The sequence below is a fragment of the Pseudomonas sp. RG1 genome (genome assembly GCF_025910115.1).
Lineage (GTDB): Bacteria > Pseudomonadota > Gammaproteobacteria > Pseudomonadales > Pseudomonadaceae > Aquipseudomonas > Aquipseudomonas atacamensis.
This window is the reverse complement of the sequence record NZ_JAPCIK010000043.1, coordinates 68,716-87,434: the sequence shown is the minus strand read 5'-3', so window position 1 is coordinate 87,434 and position 18,719 is coordinate 68,716. Positions and strand designations below refer to the sequence as shown.

18 protein-coding genes are annotated in these 18,719 nt (G+C 59.3%); 13 read left to right on the top strand and 5 right to left on the bottom strand.

The window, feature by feature from the left end; genetic code table 11:
• The first annotated feature begins 171 nt into the window (after window positions 1–171).
• The 4 genes from secA (at window position 172) to OK411_RS21905 (ending at window position 5,986) form a co-directional block, all read left to right on the top strand.
• Window positions 172–2,913: a preprotein translocase subunit SecA gene (gene secA, locus OK411_RS21920; RefSeq protein WP_038861039.1), complete on the top strand. Its 2,742-nt coding sequence runs from the start codon at window positions 172–174 to the stop codon at window positions 2,911–2,913.
• Window positions 2,914–3,035: 122 nt separating this feature from the next.
• Window positions 3,036–4,253, top strand: a complete 1,218-nt coding sequence (gene argJ, locus OK411_RS21915; protein WP_136492847.1) for a bifunctional glutamate N-acetyltransferase/amino-acid acetyltransferase ArgJ — start codon at window positions 3,036–3,038, stop codon at window positions 4,251–4,253.
• Between the two features lie 159 nt (window positions 4,254–4,412).
• Complete coding sequence (locus tag OK411_RS21910; protein ID WP_024014096.1) at window positions 4,413–5,045, top strand: glutathione S-transferase family protein; 633 nt, start codon at window positions 4,413–4,415, stop codon at window positions 5,043–5,045.
• Entirely contained in the window at window positions 5,042–5,986 is a 945-nt protein-coding gene (locus tag OK411_RS21905; RefSeq protein ID WP_264365679.1) for a Nudix family hydrolase, read from the top strand. Before OK411_RS21910 ends, OK411_RS21905 begins: the two co-directional genes overlap by 4 nt.
• A 123-nt stretch (window positions 5,987–6,109) precedes the next feature.
• On the opposite strand, the gene OK411_RS21900 is transcribed toward OK411_RS21905, so the two are convergent.
• The 3 genes from OK411_RS21900 to OK411_RS21890 are packed head-to-tail and all read right to left on the bottom strand — an operon-like array spanning window position 6,110 to window position 9,697.
• Complete coding sequence (locus tag OK411_RS21900) at window positions 6,110–6,694, bottom strand: cob(I)yrinic acid a,c-diamide adenosyltransferase (RefSeq protein ID WP_264365678.1); 585 nt, start codon at window positions 6,692–6,694, stop codon at window positions 6,110–6,112.
• 3 nt (window positions 6,695–6,697) lie between these two features.
• Window positions 6,698–8,734, bottom strand: a complete 2,037-nt coding sequence (locus OK411_RS21895) for a HAMP domain-containing sensor histidine kinase (protein ID WP_016773489.1) — start codon at window positions 8,732–8,734, stop codon at window positions 6,698–6,700.
• Window positions 8,735–8,779: 45 nt separating this feature from the next.
• Window positions 8,780–9,697 (bottom strand): putative 2-dehydropantoate 2-reductase, encoded by a 918-nt coding sequence (locus tag OK411_RS21890; protein ID WP_125917125.1) that lies wholly within the window; start codon window positions 9,695–9,697, stop codon window positions 8,780–8,782.
• Window positions 9,698–9,837: 140 nt separating this feature from the next.
• Between OK411_RS21890 and OK411_RS21885 the strand changes: the two genes are divergently transcribed.
• Complete coding sequence (locus OK411_RS21885) at window positions 9,838–10,323, top strand: YajQ family cyclic di-GMP-binding protein (RefSeq protein ID WP_110646614.1); 486 nt, start codon at window positions 9,838–9,840, stop codon at window positions 10,321–10,323.
• Window positions 10,324–10,475: 152 nt separating this feature from the next.
• Window positions 10,476–11,318: a mechanosensitive ion channel family protein gene (locus tag OK411_RS21880; RefSeq protein ID WP_016773492.1), complete on the top strand. Its 843-nt coding sequence runs from the start codon at window positions 10,476–10,478 to the stop codon at window positions 11,316–11,318.
• Window positions 11,319–11,542: 224 nt separating this feature from the next.
• Here the strand turns inward: OK411_RS21880 and OK411_RS21875 are convergent, their stop codons facing one another.
• A complete protein-coding gene (locus tag OK411_RS21875) occupies window positions 11,543–12,895 on the bottom strand; it encodes an OprD family porin (RefSeq protein WP_056787902.1) in 1,353 nt (450 codons plus the stop codon).
• 76 nt (window positions 12,896–12,971) lie between these two features.
• Here OK411_RS21875 and OK411_RS21870 point away from each other — a divergent pair, with 76 nt between their 5' ends.
• The 3 genes from OK411_RS21870 (at window position 12,972) to OK411_RS21860 (ending at window position 14,421) form a co-directional block, all read left to right on the top strand.
• Window positions 12,972–13,334 (top strand): hypothetical protein, encoded by a 363-nt coding sequence (locus tag OK411_RS21870; protein WP_185757830.1) that lies wholly within the window; start codon window positions 12,972–12,974, stop codon window positions 13,332–13,334.
• A 451-nt stretch (window positions 13,335–13,785) separates the two neighbouring features.
• Complete coding sequence (locus OK411_RS21865; RefSeq protein ID WP_264365677.1) at window positions 13,786–14,211, top strand: HIT family protein; 426 nt, start codon at window positions 13,786–13,788, stop codon at window positions 14,209–14,211.
• 3 nt (window positions 14,212–14,214) lie between these two features.
• Window positions 14,215–14,421 carry a SlyX family protein gene (locus OK411_RS21860; protein WP_016773495.1) on the top strand — a complete coding sequence of 69 codons (207 nt, stop codon included), beginning with the start codon at window positions 14,215–14,217 and terminating at the stop codon, window positions 14,419–14,421.
• Between the two features lie 64 nt (window positions 14,422–14,485).
• Here OK411_RS21860 and OK411_RS27055 read toward each other — a convergent pair whose 3' ends face one another.
• Window positions 14,486–15,088: a cold-shock protein gene (locus OK411_RS27055; protein ID WP_016773496.1), complete on the bottom strand. Its 603-nt coding sequence runs from the start codon at window positions 15,086–15,088 to the stop codon at window positions 14,486–14,488.
• A 311-nt stretch (window positions 15,089–15,399) separates the two neighbouring features.
• Between OK411_RS27055 and OK411_RS21850 the strand changes: the two genes are divergently transcribed.
• The 4 genes from OK411_RS21850 to aspS all read left to right on the top strand — a co-directional run bounded on the left by OK411_RS21850 (window position 15,400) and on the right by aspS (window position 18,616).
• Window positions 15,400–15,870 (top strand): Dps family protein, encoded by a 471-nt coding sequence (locus tag OK411_RS21850; protein ID WP_016773497.1) that lies wholly within the window; start codon window positions 15,400–15,402, stop codon window positions 15,868–15,870.
• A 181-nt stretch (window positions 15,871–16,051) separates the two neighbouring features.
• Entirely contained in the window at window positions 16,052–16,390 is a 339-nt protein-coding gene (locus tag OK411_RS21845; protein WP_038861040.1) for a ribbon-helix-helix domain-containing protein, read from the top strand.
• Between the two features lie 130 nt (window positions 16,391–16,520).
• Window positions 16,521–16,742, top strand: coding sequence for an FmdB family zinc ribbon protein (locus tag OK411_RS21840; protein ID WP_016773499.1), 222 nt, complete (start codon window positions 16,521–16,523; stop codon window positions 16,740–16,742).
• Window positions 16,743–16,840: 98 nt separating this feature from the next.
• Complete coding sequence (aspS, locus tag OK411_RS21835; protein WP_039758189.1) at window positions 16,841–18,616, top strand: aspartate--tRNA ligase; 1,776 nt, start codon at window positions 16,841–16,843, stop codon at window positions 18,614–18,616.
• Window positions 18,617–18,719 lie beyond the last annotated feature (103 nt).

Below are 18,719 nucleotides of genomic sequence, written 5' to 3'. Positions count from 1 at the left end.
GCCCCTATTTTAAGTGAGCCCCGTCAAAGCGCAGTGCCAGCATCGTGGAACATCGCCACTTTCCTCACCACCGTTTCCGGGTAGAATGCTCGTTCGCATGCGGCCATGAGGGCTGCACGGGCGACTCACGGGGCCGCCCTCCATCCCTTTAGTGTGGAAGATCCTGCCGATATGTTTGCGCCTTTGTTAAAGAAACTTTTTGGAAGCAAGAACGAGCGTGAAGTCAAACGCATGCTCAAGACGGTGCAGCTCGTCAATGCCTTCGAAGAGCAAATGGTGGCCCTTTCGGACGATCAATTGCGCGCCAAGACCGCCGAGTTCAAGGCCCGTATCGCCAAGGGGGAAACCCTCGACAAGCTGTTGCCGGAAGCCTTTGCCGTCGCCCGCGAGGCCGGCAAGCGTGTGATGGGCATGCGCCACTTCGACGTGCAACTCGTCGGCGGCATGACTCTGCACGAAGGCAAGATTGCCGAAATGCGCACCGGTGAGGGCAAGACCCTCGTGGCCACCCTGGGTGTTTACCTCAACGCACTGTCCGGCAAGGGCGTGCACGTTGTGACCGTGAACGACTACCTGGCCCGCCGTGACGCCAACTGGATGCGCCCGCTGTATGAATTCCTCGGCCTGACCGTCGGCGTCGTAACGCCGTTCCAGCCGCCGGAAGAGAAGCGCGCCGCCTACGCCGCCGACATCACCTACGGCACCAACAACGAATTCGGTTTCGACTACCTGCGCGACAACATGGCGTTCAGCATGGATGAAAAATTCCAGCGCGAACTCAACTTTGCCGTGATCGACGAAGTCGACTCCATCCTCATCGACGAAGCGCGTACTCCGCTGATCATTTCCGGTCAGGCCGAGGACAGCTCCAAGCTGTACATGGAGATCAACAAACTGATCCCGCAGCTGGAACTGCACGTCGAGGAAGTCGAAGGCCAGGTCACCAAGGCCGGTCACTACACCGTTGACGAAAAGACCCGTCAGGTCGAACTCAACGAAGCCGGTCACCAGTTCATCGAAGAAATGCTCACCCGCGTCGGCCTGCTGGCCGAAGGCGAGAGCCTGTACTCGGCGCACAACCTTGGCCTGCTGACCCACGTCTACGCCGGTCTGCGTGCGCACAAGCTGTTCAACCGCAACATCGAATACATCGTCCAGGACGGTCAGGTCGTGCTGGTCGACGAACACACCGGTCGTACCATGCCGGGTCGTCGTCTGTCCGAAGGCCTGCACCAGGCTATCGAAGCCAAGGAAGGTCTGAACATTCAGGCCGAGAGCCAGACCCTGGCCTCGACCACCTTCCAGAACTACTTCCGTCTGTACACCAAGCTGTCCGGCATGACCGGTACCGCCGACACCGAAGCGTTCGAATTCCACCAGATCTATGGTCTGGAAGTCATGGTCATCCCGCCGAACAAACCGTTGGCGCGTAAAGACTACAACGACCTGGTGTTCCTCACCGCCGAAGAGAAATATGCGGCGATCGTCGCGGACATCAAGGAAAGCATGGCCGCCGGTCGTCCGGTGCTGGTGGGTACCGCGACCATCGAGACCTCCGAGCACATGTCCGAGTTGCTCGTCAAAGAAGGCATCGAACACAAGGTTCTCAACGCCAAGTTCCACGAAAAAGAAGCTGAAATCATTGCTCAGGCCGGTCGTCCGGGTGCGCTGACCATCGCCACCAACATGGCCGGTCGTGGTACCGACATCCTGTTGGGCGGCAATTGGGAAGTGGAAGTCGCTTCGCTGGAAAATCCGACTCCTGAGCAGATCGCCCAGATCAAGGCCGACTGGCAGAAGCGTCACCAGCAAGTGCTGGAGTCCGGCGGTTTGCAGGTGATCGCTTCCGAGCGTCATGAATCGCGCCGTATCGACAACCAGCTGCGTGGCCGTGCCGGCCGTCAGGGCGATGCCGGTTCGAGCCGCTTCTACCTGTCGCTGGAAGACAGCCTGATGCGCATCTTCGCCTCTGACCGGGTGAAGAACTTCATGAAAGCCCTGGGCATGCAGCCGGGTGAAGCGATCGAGCACCGCATGGTGACCAACGCGATCGAGAAGGCGCAGCGCAAGGTTGAAGGCCGCAACTTCGACATCCGCAAGCAACTGCTCGAGTTCGACGACGTTAACAACGAACAGCGTAAAGTGATCTATCACATGCGTAACACGTTGCTGGCCGCTGACAACATCGGCGAAACCATCGCCGACTTCCGTCAGGACGTGCTCAACGCTACCGTCAGCGCCCACATTCCGCCGCAATCGCTGCCAGAGCAGTGGGACGTGGCCGGTCTGGAAGCGTCGATCGAAAGCGATTTCGGCGTGAAACTGCCGATCCAGCAATGGCTCGACGAAGACGATCACCTGTACGAAGAAACCCTGCGCGAGAAGCTCATGACCGAGCTGATGGCGGCGTACAACGAGAAAGAAGATCAGGCCGGTGCCGAGGCGCTGCGCTCGTTCGAGAAGCAGATCGTCCTGCGCGTACTCGACGACCTGTGGAAAGACCACCTGTCGACCATGGATCACCTGCGTCACGGCATTCACCTGCGTGGCTATGCGCAGAAGAACCCGAAGCAGGAATACAAGCGCGAGTCGTTCACGCTGTTCTCCGAGCTGCTCGATTCGATCAAGCGCGACTCGATCCGCGTGCTCTCGCACGTTCAGGTTCGTCGCGAAGATCCGGAAGCCGAAGAGCAACGCCTGCGTCAGGAAGCCGAAGCACTGGCGGCGCGCATGCAGTTCGAACATGCCGAAGCGCCTGGGCTGGATCAGCCGGAAGCGTTGGGTGAAGAGGTCGATGTGGCACTGGCCACCGCCGCTGCCCCGGTTCGCAACGAGCAGAAGCTGGGCCGCAACGAACTGTGCTACTGCGGTTCGGGCAAGAAATACAAGCATTGCCACGGGCAGATCCAGTAAAACCCGTTTCAATCGCTGAACACCCCGCGCCGCGACCGGCTCCTGCCGTCGCGGCGTTTTGCCATTTACCTCACCGTCCGTTCCCGTGGCGGTGCTGACATCATTGAGTAAGGAGCGCATTCATGGCTGTTGGTCTTGGTCCTTTGCCAACGTTGCACCCGGTTGCCGGTTTTGAACTCGGTATCGCCTCGGCCGGCATCAAGCGCCCGGGGCGCAAGGATGTAGTGGTGATGCGCTGTGCTGAAGGTTCGACCGTGGCTGGCGTGTTCACCCTGAACGCGTTTTGCGCCGCGCCGGTGATCCTGGCGAAAAAGCGCGTGCACAATGCCGTGCGGTACTTGCTGACCAACACCGGCAATGCCAACGCCGGCACCGGCGAGCCTGGCTTGGCGGCTGCCGAGCGCACCACCGCTAAATTGGCCGAGCTGGCCGGCGTCGATGCCAGCCAGATTCTGCCGTACTCCACTGGCGTGATCGGCGAGCCGCTGCCGGTCGAGAAGATCGAAGGCGCGCTGCAAGCTGCGCTGGATGATCTGTCGGAGAACAACTGGGAAGCCGCCGCCACCGGCATCATGACCACTGACACGCTGCCCAAGGGCGCCAGCCGCCAGTTCGAGCATGACGGCGTGACCATCACTGTCACCGGCATCAGCAAAGGTGCCGGCATGATTCGCCCGAACATGGCGACCATGCTGGGTTACATCGCCACCGACGCCAAAGTCTCCCGCGAGGTGCTGCACAACCTGATGCTCGATGGCGCGAACAAGTCGTTCAACCGCATCACCATCGACGGCGACACCTCGACTAACGATTGCTGCATGCTGATCGCCACTGGCAAGGCCGCGCTGCCTGAGATCACCCGCGCTGAAGGCGAGCTGTTCGCCAAGTTGAAACAGGCGGTATTCGAAGTGTGCATGGACGTCGCCCAGGCCATCGTACGTGACGGCGAAGGCGCGACCAAGTTCGTCACCGTTGAAGTGAACGGCGGCGGCAACCACCAGGAATGCCTGGACGTCGGTTACACCGTGGCCCACTCGCCGCTGATCAAGACCGCGCTGTTCGCCTCTGACCCGAACTGGGGCCGTATCCTCGCTGCCGTGGGTCGTGCCGGCGTGCCGGATCTGGACGTGAGCAAGATCGACGTGTTCCTCGGCGACGTGTGCATCGCCAGCCGTGGCGCTCGCGCCGCGACCTACACTGAAGCCCAGGGCTCGGCGGTGATGCAGCAGGAAGAAATCACCATTCGCATCGAACTGGGGCGCGGCGATTGCAGCGAAACCATCTGGACCACCGACCTGTCGCATGAGTACGTGAAGATCAACGCTGAATACCGTACTTGACCTGATCCGGGACCGAGCCGCTCCATTCGCGAGCAGGCTCGCTCCCACAGGGTATTCTCGCTGCAGCTCGGTTCTCTGTGGGAGCGAGCCTGCTCGCGAAAGCGGCGGTCCAGACACAACCCATTCAGAAGCATTCCTCTGACGAAAAGGCGCCACACCATGTCCCTGCACCTGATCATCGGCGACAAACTGCTTTCCTCCTGGTCCCTGCGTGCGGCACTGGCGCTGGACCTGACCGGCGCACCCTACAGCGAAGAGCTGATCAAGCTCGGCAAGCCCGACACTCGTGAGCGCCTGCTCAAGCATTCGCCGACCGGCAAGGTGCCGCTGCTGCAAACCACCCGTGGCACCATCGCCGATTCGCTGGCCATCGCTGAATATCTCGCCGAACAGTTTCCGTCCGAGCAACTCTGGCCGAGCGATACCTTCGCTCGCGCCCAGGCCCGCTCGGCCTGCGCACAAATGCACAGCGGCTTCTTCGCCATGCGTAACCACATGCCGTTCAACCTTAGCCAGGACGCACCGCTGAACCCGGTGCCGCCAGAAGTGAAGGTCGATATCGAACGCATGCTCGCGCTATGGGCCGAATGCCGCGCGGCAGCCACGGAAGAGGGGCCTTACCTGTTCGGTCGTGTCAGTCTTGCCGACGCGTTTTTCGCGCCGATCGCCGTGCGCTTGCGCACCTATCAGGTGAAGCTGCCAGCGGTTGACGAAGCTTATGTTGAAACCATCTACCAATGGCCCGCCTTCAAAGCGTGGCAAAAGGCTGGACTGGAGGAATTGAATCCGTGAAACGCGTCCACGTCGCCGCTGCTGTCATCCGTGACGGTGGCGGCAAAATTCTTATCGCCCGCCGTGCCGACACCCAGCATCAGGGCGGCTTGTGGGAATTTCCCGGTGGCAAGGTCGAGGCTGACGAATCAGTCCAATCGGCACTGGCTCGCGAGCTGCACGAAGAGCTGGGCATCGTCGTTGATGCTGCTCGCCCGCTGATCAAGGTTCGCCACGATTATCCGGACAAACAGGTGTTGCTGGATGTCTGGGAAGTATCAGCGTTCAGTGGTGAACCTCACGGCGCGGAAGGTCAGCCACTGGCTTGGGTCACTGCCAGGGAATTGATCAACTATGAGTTCCCGGCGGCCAACCAGCCAATCGTCGCGGCGGCGCGCTTGCCTGCCGAATACCTGATCACTCCGGAAGATCTGGAAGGTCCGGCCTTGTTGCGCGGCATCCAGAAAGCGATTGCCGGCGGGATCAAATTGATCCAGCTGCGCGCACCCAACGGCTACGACCCGAAATACCGTGATCTGGCGGTCGACGCGGTGGGCCTGTGTGCGGGCAAGGCACAGTTGATGATCAAAGGGCCCTTCGAATGGCTCGGCGATTTCCCGTCTGCCGGTTGGCACATCACCGCTGCGCAACTGCGTAAATACGCAGCGGCAGGACGTCCGTTGCCGGCGGAGCGCTGGCTCGCGGCGTCGTGCCATAACGCTGAAGAGCTGGCGCTGGCCGAGCAGATGGGCGTCGACTTTGTCACCCTGTCCCCGGTGCAGCCGACGCTGACGCACCCGGATGCACAGCCGTTGGGGTGGGAGCAGGCGCAGGCGTTGATCGACGGTTTCAGTAAACCGGTGTTTCTGCTCGGTGGAGTAGGCCCGGCGGAGCGCGAGAAAGCCTGGGGTGTTGGGGCTCAGGGTGTGGCGGGGATTCGGGCGTTCTGGCCAGAAGCTTGATTCTCGATTGAGGCTAGCGGCCTCTTCGCGAGCAGGCTCGCTCCCACAGTGGATTGCATTTCTCCAGTCAGAATGCAGGCAAATGTGGGAGCGAGCCTGCTCGCGATGGCGTCCTGTAAGGCGCTACTTTCCTTCAGGTTTCGCAGCCGGCTGCCACAAAATCTCCGCGACCCCCTGCCGCCGCGCAATCAACCGCGCCACAACAAACAGCAAATCCGACAACCGATTGATATACGCCAGGCCAACCCCGGCCAATGGTTCAACCGAGTTCAAATGCTGACACCGCCGCTCGGCACTGCGCGCCAGACTGCGGCAGACATGCGCCTGCGCAATCAGCATCGAACCGCCCGGCAAGATGAAGTTCTCCAGCGGCCCCAGCTCTTCATTCCACACATCGATCGCCGCTTCCAGCCGCTCGATTTCAGCCTCGTTCAACGCCTGATATTCCGGCATCGCCAGTTCACCGCCGAGGTCGAACAGGCGATGCTGACACGGCGCCAGCACTTCGATGATCTCATTCAGCCCCGGATGCACTGCGCGCTCGGCGAGCAAACCAGCGAGCAGCACGCCGATCTGACTGTTCAGCGTATCGACCTCGCCGATCGCCTCGATACGCGGGTGATCCTTGGGAACGCGACGGCCGTCACCGAGGCCGGTTTCGCCTTTGTCGCCGGTGCGGGTGTAGATCTTCGACAAGCGAAAGCCCATGGGTTACCTCGGTAGTGGATTGGTTTCGGTGGTCAGCGGCGCAGGTTGCGCCAGCGGCAGACGCAGGGTGAAGCAAGTGCCCTGGCCGGGCGCCGACTGCACTTCCATCTGGCCCTTGTGATTGTTGGTGATGATGAAGTACGACACCGACAGGCCCAGGCCGGTGCCTTGGCCGATTTCCTTGGTGGTGAAGAACGGCTCGAAGGTACGCTTGCGCACGTTCTCGCTCATGCCGATGCCGTTGTCTTCGACCTGGATCTCGGCCCACGGCGGATTGAGCCTGGTGCGCAGAATGATCCGGCCCGGCTCGCTGTCGTCTTCGCGCTGATGAATCGCCTGCGCGGCGTTTTTCAGCAGATTGAGCAACACCTGTTCCAGCTCGTTGGCGGTGCCCGGCACCGGACCGAGGGCAGGGTCGAACTGACGAATGATCGCCTGGCCCTTGAAGTCGAAGCCGATGGCCAGATCGAAGTCGTTACCGGCGATTTCCACGGCTTGATCAATCAATGCCGGCAGATCGCACGGCGCCATTTGCCGAGTGCTGCGGCGGCTGAAGCTGAGCATGTGCGTGACGATTTTCGCCGCGCGGGCGCCGGCCTGTTGAATGCCGTCGAGCAGTTGCGGGACTTCGCGGCCTTGCAGGTAGCGGTTCACCGTGTCCAGTTCGATGCCCAATTGTTCGGCGGTCTCGATGTTCTTCGGCAGATCCGCCGACAGACGCCGACGAATGTTCTGCACGTTGTGCAGGATCGCGCCGAGCGGGTTGTTGATTTCGTGGGCCATGCCGGCCGCAAGGCCACCGACCGAGAGCATTTTCTCCGACTGCACCATCATTTCTTCCAGCGACAGACGCTGAGTGATGTCGTCGATACGGATCACCACGCCACGCCCGGCACCGCCCATCAGCGGATAAAACGTCAGCGCATAATGCTTGGGTTCATCGTCCTTGAACCAGGTCACCCGGTCGACTTTGGCCACGGTGTGCTGTTCGACGGTGGCCTTGAGCTGCGGCAAAAACGGCTTGAGCGGTTCGAAGGCGAGGAAGATCGGCTGGTTCAGCGCCTCATCCAGGCGTGTGCCGGAGAGGGCGCTGGCTTCCTGATTCCATTGAGTGACGTAAAGCTGCTCGTCGAGAGCGATGAGCGCCGAGGGCATCGAGTCGATGATGCTGTTGAGGTAATTCTGGAAGCCGGTGAGTTTCTTCTCGATCTTGCTGCGCACCTGGACTTCCAGCTCCAGTTTGCGGTTGGTGTGGCGGGTTTCCTCGGCCAGCCCCTGCGCCTGATCGTAGGCGGCCTGTGAGTCGTCGCGTGCGCGTTTGAGCTGCTGCTCGCGGGCTTCGATGCGCGAAAGCATGGTGTTGAACGCCTCGGCCAGACTGCCGATTTCGTCATGGTTGCCGCGTGCAGCGCGCAAGGCGTAGTTCTCTTCGCGGGTGACCTGCCGGGACAATTCCTCCAGCTGGTGAATCGGCCGGGTAATCAGGCGCTTGATCTGCCGGGCGATGACCAGCCACAGCAGTACGCTGAAGATCAGGATGCCGAGGCTGGCGGTCAGGGTGCCGGTGTAGAACGCCATCGGCAGTTCGCTGCTGGCGACCAGCAACAGATGCCCCGGCGCGGCACCGGGGCGTGGCAGGGTGATCAGTTGGTTGCTGCGGAACTCGGTGAGTTGCCAGGCTTCGACGTGGCGGTAGCGCTCGGGGAGGCTGAGTTTTTCGCCGCGCTGCACTTGCGCCAGGCGTTCGCCCTTGCCGTCGTACAGGGCGGCGGCACGCAGCGGTGAATAACTGTCGAGCTCCTTGAGCAGGCGCTCGGCGCTGCGCGGTGACTCCAGCGCATCGCTGACCAGACTCGGATTGGCGATCAGCCGGCCGATGGTCTGCAGGGCCTGAGGCGCCATGCTTTCCTGAGAAATGTAGTAGGCGGCGCTGATAAAGGTCAGGTTGGCGACCAGCAGAACCGTGGTCAACAACACCAGCAGGGCAGCCAGCAGTTTCTGGCCGACCGGCAGGTTTTCAAGGCGCTGGCGCAATGGCATCAGGTTTATCGCAGCAGAGGAACAAGTCGTCAGCCTAGCGGCTGCTCAGTCGCTGGGCAATCCACGCTTGTGCAGATGAGCGATCAGGCGTTGCTGCAACTGGTGTAGATGCGGCAGATGCAACTGATGGCGCTCGGCAACTTTGCAGGCGTGGCCCAACAGATAGCTGATCTCGGTGCGGCGCTGGTTGGCGACGTCCTGATACATCGAAGAGTAATTGGCGGCGGTGGCGCGGATCACTCGTTCGACTTCCGCTTGCAGATTGTCCGCCGCAGCGGGTTGGCCGCAGCGTTCGAGCAGTTCGGTCAATTCGGCGCAGAGTGTGGCGACTTCGCAGTGATGCTCGCTCAGCCCGCCGTTACGGCAGTTGTGCAACACGGTCAGCGGGTTGATCGCGCAGTTCAGCGCCAGTTTGCGCCACAGGCGAGTAAGGATGTCGGCGCTCCATTCATGGGGAATGTTCGCCGCTTGCAGATCGTCCAGCCAGACCGGCGCCAGCGGATTTGCGCCATCGCCCAGCCAGTTGAACCCGTGACCGGCGAACACCACGCGCCAATCGCCATCACGGAACGCGCCCTCGGTGCTGGAGGCGCTGATGCAGCGCGCCTGTGGCACCCGCGCGGCGACGGCGTCCTGACTGCCGAGGCCGTTTTGCAGGAGGATCAGTTCGGCGTCCGGCGCGAGGCGGGAAGCGAGGCGGGCGACGGCCTCTTCGGCGTCATAGGCCTTGCACGCGACCAGCAAACGGCGAATTGGCTCGGGGCTGTCCGGGGTTTCGCCGGGAACTGCGTAGGTATGAGCTTGTCCGTTTTCTACCAGGGTCAAGCCGCCCACTGCCTCGTAGCTGTGCAAGCGCGCCGCATCGCGCAGGATCAGCCGCACCGGCAAGCCAGCGCGGGCCAGACGTGTCGCCCAGAGTGTGCCGAGGCTGCCGGCGCCGAGTACGTGCCAGGTGGTCGACATCAGTTTTTTGCTCGATTGCTTGCAGGCATGTGCGGCTCGCCGTATCGGTAGGAAAAGACCCGTTATAATGAGCCCGATTTTAACCGCAAGCCAAGCGCGCTCCATGCACATCGAGCGCGCCTTTTTATTGGAGAGATTACATGCCGTCGTTCGACGTGGTATCCGAACTGGACAAACACGAACTCACCAACGCGGTCGAGAACGCCGTGAAGGAACTCGATCGTCGTTATGACCTGAAAGGCAAAGGTAGCTTCGAGTTCAAGGAAAAAGACCTGACCGTCAGCCTCACCGCCGAAGCCGCTTTCCAGCTCGAAGCGATGATCGAAATCCTCAAGCTGGCGCTGACCAAGCGCAAGATCGACGTGCAGTGCCTCGAGGTCAAGGACGCTTACGCTTCCGGCAAGCTGATGAAGCAGGACGCCGTCCTCAAGGAGGGCATCGACAAAGAGCTGGCGAAGAAGATCGTCGGCCACATCAAGGAAGCCAAGCTCAAGGTCCAGGCTGCCATTCAGGGCGAGCAGGTGCGTGTCACCGGCAAGAAGCGCGACGACCTGCAGGAAGCCATCGCGGCCCTGCGTGCCAAGGAATTCGGCATGCCGCTGCAGTTCAACAACTTCCGCGACTAAGCTTTGTCTGAAGGCTATGTGGGAGCGAGCCTGCTCGCGAATGCGGTGTTTCATTCAGCGAAAAGTTGACTGACTCGCCGCATTCGCGAGCAGGCTCGCTCCCACAGTTGTTTTGAATACACCCCGGGAAGCCGGAAATCAGGAGATAGAACATGGATTTGAATGCGGAAGTGGACCACCTGGTCAAGGCGTCCCAGGCGTGGATCCCGATGATCATGGAATACGGCAGCCGCGTACTGCTGGCAGTGATTACCTTGGCCATCGGCTGGTGGCTGATCAACAAGGTCACGCAAAAACTCGGCGGTCTGCTCGCTCTGCGCAATGCCGATCTGGCGCTGCAAGGCTTTATCAGCAGCCTGGCCAACATCATTCTCAAGGTGTTGCTGATTGTCAGCGTCGCGTCGATGATCGGCGTCGAAACCACCTCGTTCGTCGCGGCTATCGGTGCTGCGGGTCTGGCGATTGGCTTGGCCTTGCAGGGCAGCCTGGCGAATTTCGCTGGCGGCGTGCTGATTCTGTTGTTCCGCCCGTTCCGCATCGGTGACTGGATCGAAGCCCAAGGCGTGGCGGGCACCGTCGACAGCATCCAGATTTTCCACACCGTGCTGCGTACCGGCGACAACAAGACCATCATCCTGCCCAACGGCAACCTGTCGAACGGCATCATCACCAACACCAATCGTCAGCCAACGCGCAAAGTCGTGTTTGATGTCGGCGTGGATTACGAAGCGGATCTGCAGAAGGCCCGTCAGGTATTGCTGGATCTGGCCAAGGATCCCCGCGTCATGCAGGACCCGGAGCCACAGGCAGTGATTTCGACATTGGGCGACAGTTCGATCACTGTTTCCCTGCGCGTATGGGTTAAAACTGCGGACTATTGGGATGTGATGTTCATGTTCAATGAACAGGCGCGAGATCGTTTGAAGGCTGCGGGCATTGATATTCCATTTCCGCAGCGAGTTATACGCGTAGTGCAGGAATCTGCCACGCAGTAATCGTCTTTGAAGTTGGCTTGGCAGTCAGCAACTAATATAGAGCCAGAGCAGTGTGCACACTCTCGGGTTTTTTTTGGCGCGATAAAACTATGCTGGCTAATAAGTAGTTGGCTAATGTTTTTTCTGTTTGATCAGTTATTCATCCATAAAAAAACCGCCCTCCTGATTCAGGAGGGCGGTTTTGTTAGAGCAGAGCTCTACAGTACGTCAGCTTCGCATCCTTATTAGAGGATGTTCAGTGGGTACTCGATGATCAGACGGGTGTCGTTGTTATCAGACGAGTAACCGCTGTAGGCACCGTTGGAGCGGTACATGGCGTAACGCAGACGGAACGACAGGTCTTTGGCCGGACCTTCCTGAACCACGTACTTGGACTCGGCGTTCCACTCGTTCTCTTTACCTTCACCCAGACCGTTGGTCTTGATGTTGTCACCCATCACATAACGGGTCATGAAGCTCAGGCCAGGTACGCCGTAAGTCTTCATGTTCAGGTCATAGCGAGCCTGCCACGATTTTTCTTCGCGGCCCACGAAGTCGGAAATCTGGATGGAGTTGGCCACGAAAATTGTACTGTTGCCGTCAACACCATAGTAGTAAGCGTTGTCGCCGCTCGACTGCTGGTAAGCAACGGTGAACTTGTGGGCGCCCAAGCTGTAAGCTGCTGCCAAGGACCACAGGTTGTTGTCTACGCCACGGGTATCGTTGTCGTCGGTCTCGTCGCCAATTGCACTGACCAAGTCGCCGCGTTTGTCGCCTTTGGTGTGGTAACCGTTGAAGTCGAAGTTCAGCGACTGCTCGTCGTTGATCGGCAAGGTGTAGTTGAGGTTGACGTAGTACTTCTTGAAGTAGTCTTCAGCGTCGGAAGCAGCCAATGCACCGGTGAAATTGTCTGTGAAGGCGTAGCTGGCACCGAAGATGTTGATGCTGGTCAGGCCTTTGCCGCCATTGCCATCTTCATCCGGCAGACCGGCGATGCTGTCGCGGCCCATGCCGGTCTGCTTGCTCAGCGCTGTGAAGCGACCTGCGCTCAGTTCCAGGCCTTTGATCTCTTTGGAAGTGATCAGGGTACCGGTGGCGACTTCTGGCAGCAGACGGCTGTCGTCAGTGGCGAAAACCGGGCTGGCAACGAATTGCTGACCGTATTTCAGAACGGTGTCGGATACACGGAATTTGACTGCGCCGCCGACCTTGCCCTGGGATTTCTCAGGGTTGCCATCGCTGTCGTTGGCGAACAAGCCGTTACCACGACGACCCGAACCGCCGTCCAGTTTTACCGAACCCATGGCCATGGCGTCGAGACCGAAGCCTACGGTGCCTTGAGTGAAGCCCGACTCGTAAGTCAGCAGTTGGCTGAGACCGCTATCCTGGCGATAGCCACTTTTGAAAGTGCCGTCACCGTTGGAAACGTTGCCCGCGCCATTTTTGTAGTCGCGGTTCATGTATTCGAAACGAGTCTTCAGTTTCAGGCTCTGATCTTCCAGGAAACCTTTGGCTTCATCCTGAGAAGACGCCATTGCGAACTGCGAGGTGCCTGCTGCAACAGCCAGGGCGATCATGCTCCACTTCATCACGCGCATCGTGATTTGCTCCTTTGGTTTTTAGAAGAGTACTGCCGTCCCACCTGTTTTATTATCTGGGCGGCTCTTTCTTTTTGTGTCGGCGCAAACTTATATCACGCCGACATTGTTGGCGATACTTGCGAAATCAACCTTTCAGCTTCTTTACGGCGTTGTCGCAGAAGGAGCGCTGGATGTCGCAAATCCACAGTACCGATGCAACCGGGCTGACAACTTTATCGCTGTTTCCGGGCCTTTTTGCATCGCTAAAAAAGAGTCCCTGGCAAAACACTTGAATCTCCATCGGGCAACCCTGCCACTGTTTTTATTGGCTTCAGGCGACCACTTCCAGTGGTGCGCTTATAGTCCATACCGTTACGAATGCAACAAGCGTGCACAAACCGCAAAAACGCTGCGGTTATTTTTCTGTGTGCAGCTCTCAGATGTGAAAACCTTGTGAAAACGGGGGCTCGGGGCTGTTTTGTTACGGGCTTGACGACGATCCCCCAATGGTGTTGCAACGCACCAAAGCCGCGCAGGACAACCAAAAACGTTACCGGTTCACCCCGCATTGAGTATTTGGCGGATGCCCGACCCACTGAGCGTAGACGTGTTGTGCAGTTTTGGTGCAAAAAAATCACAATCGGGCCCGAGTAAAACTGGCGCCGCCCGATTCGAGGGTCGACAGATCAGGGGTTTTCATGCGGATCTTCACGTCAAGGCTCATGTCCGGGGCTGTATTGGTGCGTCGGCGAGATAAATGTCTTATGTCGGCGCGCTTACTGAATTACTGTCGGAGGGAAGCGTGAAGCCCGCTGCATTCGCAGGTATGCTGCCGTTCTGTCGCTTGGCGCGCTGCTTTTACGGCGCCGCCGCTAAGCTGAGTCATAGGATCAGCGGGAGTGCTCACAGTGTTTGCTTTGGATTCACAACTTCAACAGGACGCCCTGGTCATCGGCGACTTTCCGTTGTGCCGGCTGTTGCTGTCCAACGACAGCAATTACCCTTGGTTCATCCTGGTACCTCGTCGCGAGGATATCAGCGAGTTGTTTCAGTTGGATGTCGCCGATCAGCAACAGCTATGGCGGGAAACCACCACCCTTGCCGAGTTACTCAAGGATTCGTTCGACGCCGACAAGCTGAACGTGGCAACCCTGGGTAACGTTGTCAGTCAGTTGCACATGCATGTCATTGTGCGTAAACGCGATGACGCCGCCTGGCCGGCGCCGGTCTGGGGCAGGCACCCGGCCAAGCCGTACAGCGCGGAACAGGTAGCAGCCATTCGCGAGCGCTTGCGTCTGGTGCTGACCGAAGAATTTACCTTTGTGGAGGGCTGAGTCATGAGCCTTGAAGAGCGCGTAACCGATCTGGAAAGCCGTCTGGCCTTTCAGGATGACACCATTCAGGCTTTGAACGATGTGCTGGTGGCCCAGCAGAGAGTCATCGAGCGCCTGCAATTGCAGATGGAGGCGCTGATCAAGCGTCACGAAGAAATGGTCGGGCAGTTCGGTGCTTTTGAAGAAGATGCGCCACCGCCGCATTATTGAGTCATTCGGCAGGCATAAAAAAACCGCGAACAGCCAAGCTGTTCGCGGTTTTTTTTGCTTTGGATCAGCGACGCGGCAGAGCGGCGATCACGTCCTCGGCTTGCAGGCCCTTGTCGCGGTTCATCACCGAGAACTCGACGCGCTGGCCTTCGACCAGAACACGGTGGCCTTCGCCACGAATGGCGCGAAAGTGCACGAAAATATCATCACCGGAATCCCGGGAGATAAACCCGAAACCCTTGGAAGTGTTGAACCACTTCACGGTGCCGGTATCGCGATTGCTCATGTCATAGGTGGTCGGCGCAGCGGCCGGTGACGATTTGTAGAAGCTCACGGCCAAATGCAGAAGCACGGCAACCAGAGCGATCACCAGGCTGAACAACACCGCCGGCTGGCCAGCGATGACCGGCATCGGCGCGATCAGGGTCAAAGTTTGCAGGACGACAGTCAGTACCAGAAGGGCGCTGACCAGATTTTGCAGATGCTGGCGCGGGCCTTTGTTCCAGTAGGGAATCACTGGAGCGATGACCAGGTTCAGCAGGCCGAAAAAGGCCAGGTAAAGTGCATCGGGCTGTTGCAGGTAAGGAACGGCTTCGGCTTTCAGGCTGGGTATGAACGACAGCAGCAAGGCTGCTGCGCCCATTAGCAGGTGGACGATTTTCAACATTTTGATTGGCTCACGTTATGACGGCTCACAAGGAAGAGCTGAAGGCGCACGGTTCGCTTCAGGACAAAATAAGAGGCGGTGGACACGTACACGGCATCAGCCTATGCGCAACGCCCCGGAAAATAGGGCATGGCGACACACTGCCTATTTAACAGCAAAGCCTGCGGCTACTCAAATCAGCCCGGCCAGCGGCAGAGAAACGGTCGATTTGTCGCAGTCAGATCACGGATTGATAGCTGCGAGCGGGCGCTTGCCTTGCTAAAGTGGGGCTGAACCTGCTGGATGAATTCAATCACTGTTAGGGGGTAAGCATGGCAATTGATATCGGTATCAGTGAAGAAGACCGCAAATCCATCGTCGAAGGGCTGTCGCGACTGCTGTCGGACACCTATGTGCTGTATCTGAAAACCCATAACTTTCACTGGAACGTCACCGGCCCGATGTTCCGCACGCTGCACCTGATGTTCGAAGAGCAATACAACGAGCTGGCGCTGGCCGTCGATTCGATCGCCGAGCGTATCCGTGCGTTGGGCTTCCCGGCGCCGGGTGCCTACGCGACCTACGCGCGTCTTTCTTCTATTAAAGAAGAAGTCGGTGTGCCGAGCGCCGAAGACATGATCAAGCAATTGGTCGAAGGCCAGGAAGCGGTGACGCGTACCGCGCGCGGCATTTTCCCGCTGCTGGACAAGGTCAGCGACGAGCCGACCGCTGACCTGCTGACCCAGCGCATGCAAGTGCACGAGAAAACTGCGTGGATGCTGCGCGCGCTGCTCGAGGAATGACCCGGCCGCTGCGGACGACGTGAGGTCGTCCGCATGCTCTCCAGACTCTTACCGTTGTCGTTGGCTTATCCTACGAGGCTGGTCAACAAGTCGTATGGCGCTAACTTTGTCACTGGGTTTTTATGAGGGCGCAGGATGTTGCCTTATAAATCAGCAGTCATGGCAAAGGAGTGTCAACGCTATGGTAGAAGGAGACAGGCGAAGCGACAGGATGTCGGCTTCGCGGCACGTAATTAAAGTCGACCCGTTTGTCAGCGAGTTCGACATGAATCTGATCCGGCCGCTGTCGCGGTCGATTCGCCTCAACGGTTTTGCGACCTGCCTGCGCCTGGAGCAGGTCTACTGGAATATTCTCGGCGGCATGGCCGAGGACAATCATTGTTCGGTCAGCACACTGTTATCCCACGTCGATCGCGAGGTGCATCTGCGTTATGGCGGGGTGAAGAATTTCAGTGCGCTGGTACGGGTGGTTTGTGTCATGAACGGGATCAAAGATCTCGCACCCGCCGTTTCGCGCTGAAACGGCGGTTGCAACGAGGTTGCAGGCTGTGCAGCGTTACGGCTGCACAGCCTGCATTTAATCGATATAATCCCGCGCTTTCGCCGCAAAGCCCTGCGCGCGGCAGCAATCTGATCGCCGAGACACCTCCATGCCAATGTACGATTACCAATGTGCTTCCTGTGGTCATCAGTTGGAAGCCATTCAGAAGATCAGCGACGCACCGTTGGTCGATTGCCCTGCCTGCCAGGCGCCCGAACTGAAGAAGCAGCTGTCCATGCCGGGTTTTCGCCTCAGCGGCAACGGTTGGTACGAGACCGACTTCAAGACCGGAGCCAAGAAGAATCTGGCCGGTGGCGACAAAGCTGACTAGGGTTCAAACCCTGAACGAACGACACGCGTGAGTTGCCGCCTTGCTTGATGGCGGCGGGATCTCCACCGAATTTCGAATTACGAGAAGCGAACCACACCATGATGCGCAGCCACTATTGCGGCCAACTGAACGAAAGCCTGGAAGGCCAGGAAATTACCCTTTGCGGATGGGTTCACCGTCGCCGCGACCACGGCGGGGTGATTTTCCTCGACATCCGTGATCGTGATGGTCTGGCCCAGGTGGTGTTCGACCCGGATCGCGCCGAGAGCTTCGCCGCTGCCGATCGCGTGCGCAGCGAATACGTCGTGAAGATCACCGGCAAGGTGCGTCTGCGTCCGGCCGGCGCGACCAACGCCAACATGGCTTCGGGCATGATCGAAGTGCTCGGTTATGAACTGGAAGTGCTGAACGAGTCGGAAACCCCGCCGTTCCCGCTCAACGAGTTCTCCGACGTCGGCGAAGAAACCCGCCTGCGCTATCGCTTCCTCGATCTGCGTCGTCCGGAAATGGCCGAGAAGCTGCGTCTGCGTTCACGCATGACCACCAGCATCCGTCGCTTCCTCGACGAGAACGGCTTCCTCGACGTCGAAACGCCAATCCTGACCCGGGCCACTCCGGAAGGTGCGCGTGACTATCTGGTGCCGAGCCGTACCCACGCCGGTTCGTTCTTCGCCCTGCCGCAATCGCCGCAGCTGTTCAAGCAACTGCTGATGGTGGCCGGCTTCGACCGTTACTACCAGATCGCCAAATGCTTCCGTGACGAAGACCTGCGTGCCGACCGCCAGCCGGAATTCACCCAGATCGACATCGAGACCAGCTTCCTCGATGAAAAAGAGATCATGGGCCTGACCGAGCAGATGATCCGCAACCTGTTCAAGGAAGTGCTGAACCTGGAATTCGGCGAATTCCCGCACATGACCTTCGAAGAAGCCATGCGCCGCTACGGTTCGGACAAGCCGGACCTGCGTATTCCGCTGGAACTGGTCGACGTTGCCGACCAGCTCAAGGAAGTCGAATTCAAGGTCTTCAGCGGCCCGGCCAACGATCCGAAGTGCCGCATCGCCGCACTGCGCGTTCCAGGCGGGGCGAGCATGCCGCGCAAACAGATCGACGACTACACCAAGTTCGTCGGCATCTACGGTGCCAAGGGCCTGGCGTACATCAAGGTCAACGAGCGTGCTGCCGGTGTTGAAGGCCTGCAATCGCCGATCGTGAAAAACATCCCTGAAGACAAGCTCAACGTGATCCTTGATCGCGTTGGCGCAGTCGATGGCGACATCGTGTTCTTCGGTGCCGACAAGGCCAAGATCGTCAGCGAAGCCCTGGGCGCGCTGCGTATCAAACTCGGTCACGACCTGAAGCTGCTGACCTGCGAGTGGGCGCCAATGTGGGTCGTCGACTTCCCGATGTTCGAAGAGAACGACGACGGCAGCTTCTCGGCGTTGCACCACCCGTTCACTGCACCGAAGTGCACCCCGCAGGAACTCGAAGCCAACCCGGCCGGCGCACTGTCCCGTGCGTACGACATGGTGTTGAACGGCACCGAGCTGGGCGGCGGTTCGATCCGTATCCACCGCAAGGAAATGCAGCAAGCGGTATTCCGCCTGCTGGGCATCAACGAAGCGGAACAGGAAGAGAAGTTCGGCTTCCTGCTCGACGCGCTGAAGTACGGTGCACCGCCGCACGGTGGTCTGGCCTTCGGTCTGGACCGTCTGGTGATGCTGATGACCGGCGCCCAGTCGATCCGTGAAGTGATCGCCTTCCCGAAAACCCAGAGTGCTGCCGACGTGATGACGCAGGCCCCGGGCGTAGTGGATGCCAAGGCATTGCGCGAGCTGCATATTCGCCTGCGCGAAACGCCAAAGGCTGAGTAAGACGGGCCTGAAGGCGCATCTTCGGATGCGCCTTTTTTCTTTCTCAGGTCGAATTTTTCAATTGCCGGCCGCTGCCTCGGCGGGGCGGGCAAGGTTTCAAAGA

Excerpts from the sequence above, each read along its gene's own strand:
- secA (WP_038861039.1), top strand. The coding sequence starts at position 172 with ATGTTTGCGCCTTTGTTAAAGAAACTTTTTGGAAGCAAGAACGAGCGT.
- argJ (WP_136492847.1), top strand. The coding sequence starts at position 3,036 with ATGGCTGTTGGTCTTGGTCCTTTGCCAACGTTGCACCCGGTTGCCGGT.
- OK411_RS21910 (WP_024014096.1), top strand. The coding sequence starts at position 4,413 with ATGTCCCTGCACCTGATCATCGGCGACAAACTGCTTTCCTCCTGGTCC.
- OK411_RS21900 (WP_264365678.1), bottom strand. The coding sequence starts at position 6,694 with ATGGGCTTTCGCTTGTCGAAGATCTACACCCGCACCGGCGACAAAGGC.
- OK411_RS21895 (WP_016773489.1), bottom strand. The coding sequence starts at position 8,734 with ATGCCATTGCGCCAGCGCCTTGAAAACCTGCCGGTCGGCCAGAAACTG.
- OK411_RS21890 (WP_125917125.1), bottom strand. The coding sequence starts at position 9,697 with ATGTCGACCACCTGGCACGTACTCGGCGCCGGCAGCCTCGGCACACTC.
- OK411_RS21885 (WP_110646614.1), top strand. The coding sequence starts at position 9,838 with ATGCCGTCGTTCGACGTGGTATCCGAACTGGACAAACACGAACTCACC.
- OK411_RS21880 (WP_016773492.1), top strand. The coding sequence starts at position 10,476 with ATGGATTTGAATGCGGAAGTGGACCACCTGGTCAAGGCGTCCCAGGCG.
- OK411_RS21875 (WP_056787902.1), bottom strand. The coding sequence starts at position 12,895 with ATGCGCGTGATGAAGTGGAGCATGATCGCCCTGGCTGTTGCAGCAGGC.
- OK411_RS21860 (WP_016773495.1), top strand. The coding sequence starts at position 14,215 with ATGAGCCTTGAAGAGCGCGTAACCGATCTGGAAAGCCGTCTGGCCTTT.
- OK411_RS27055 (WP_016773496.1), bottom strand. The coding sequence starts at position 15,088 with ATGTTGAAAATCGTCCACCTGCTAATGGGCGCAGCAGCCTTGCTGCTG.
- OK411_RS21850 (WP_016773497.1), top strand. The coding sequence starts at position 15,400 with ATGGCAATTGATATCGGTATCAGTGAAGAAGACCGCAAATCCATCGTC.
- OK411_RS21845 (WP_038861040.1), top strand. The coding sequence starts at position 16,052 with ATGGTAGAAGGAGACAGGCGAAGCGACAGGATGTCGGCTTCGCGGCAC.
- OK411_RS21840 (WP_016773499.1), top strand. The coding sequence starts at position 16,521 with ATGCCAATGTACGATTACCAATGTGCTTCCTGTGGTCATCAGTTGGAA.
- aspS (WP_039758189.1), top strand. The coding sequence starts at position 16,841 with ATGATGCGCAGCCACTATTGCGGCCAACTGAACGAAAGCCTGGAAGGC.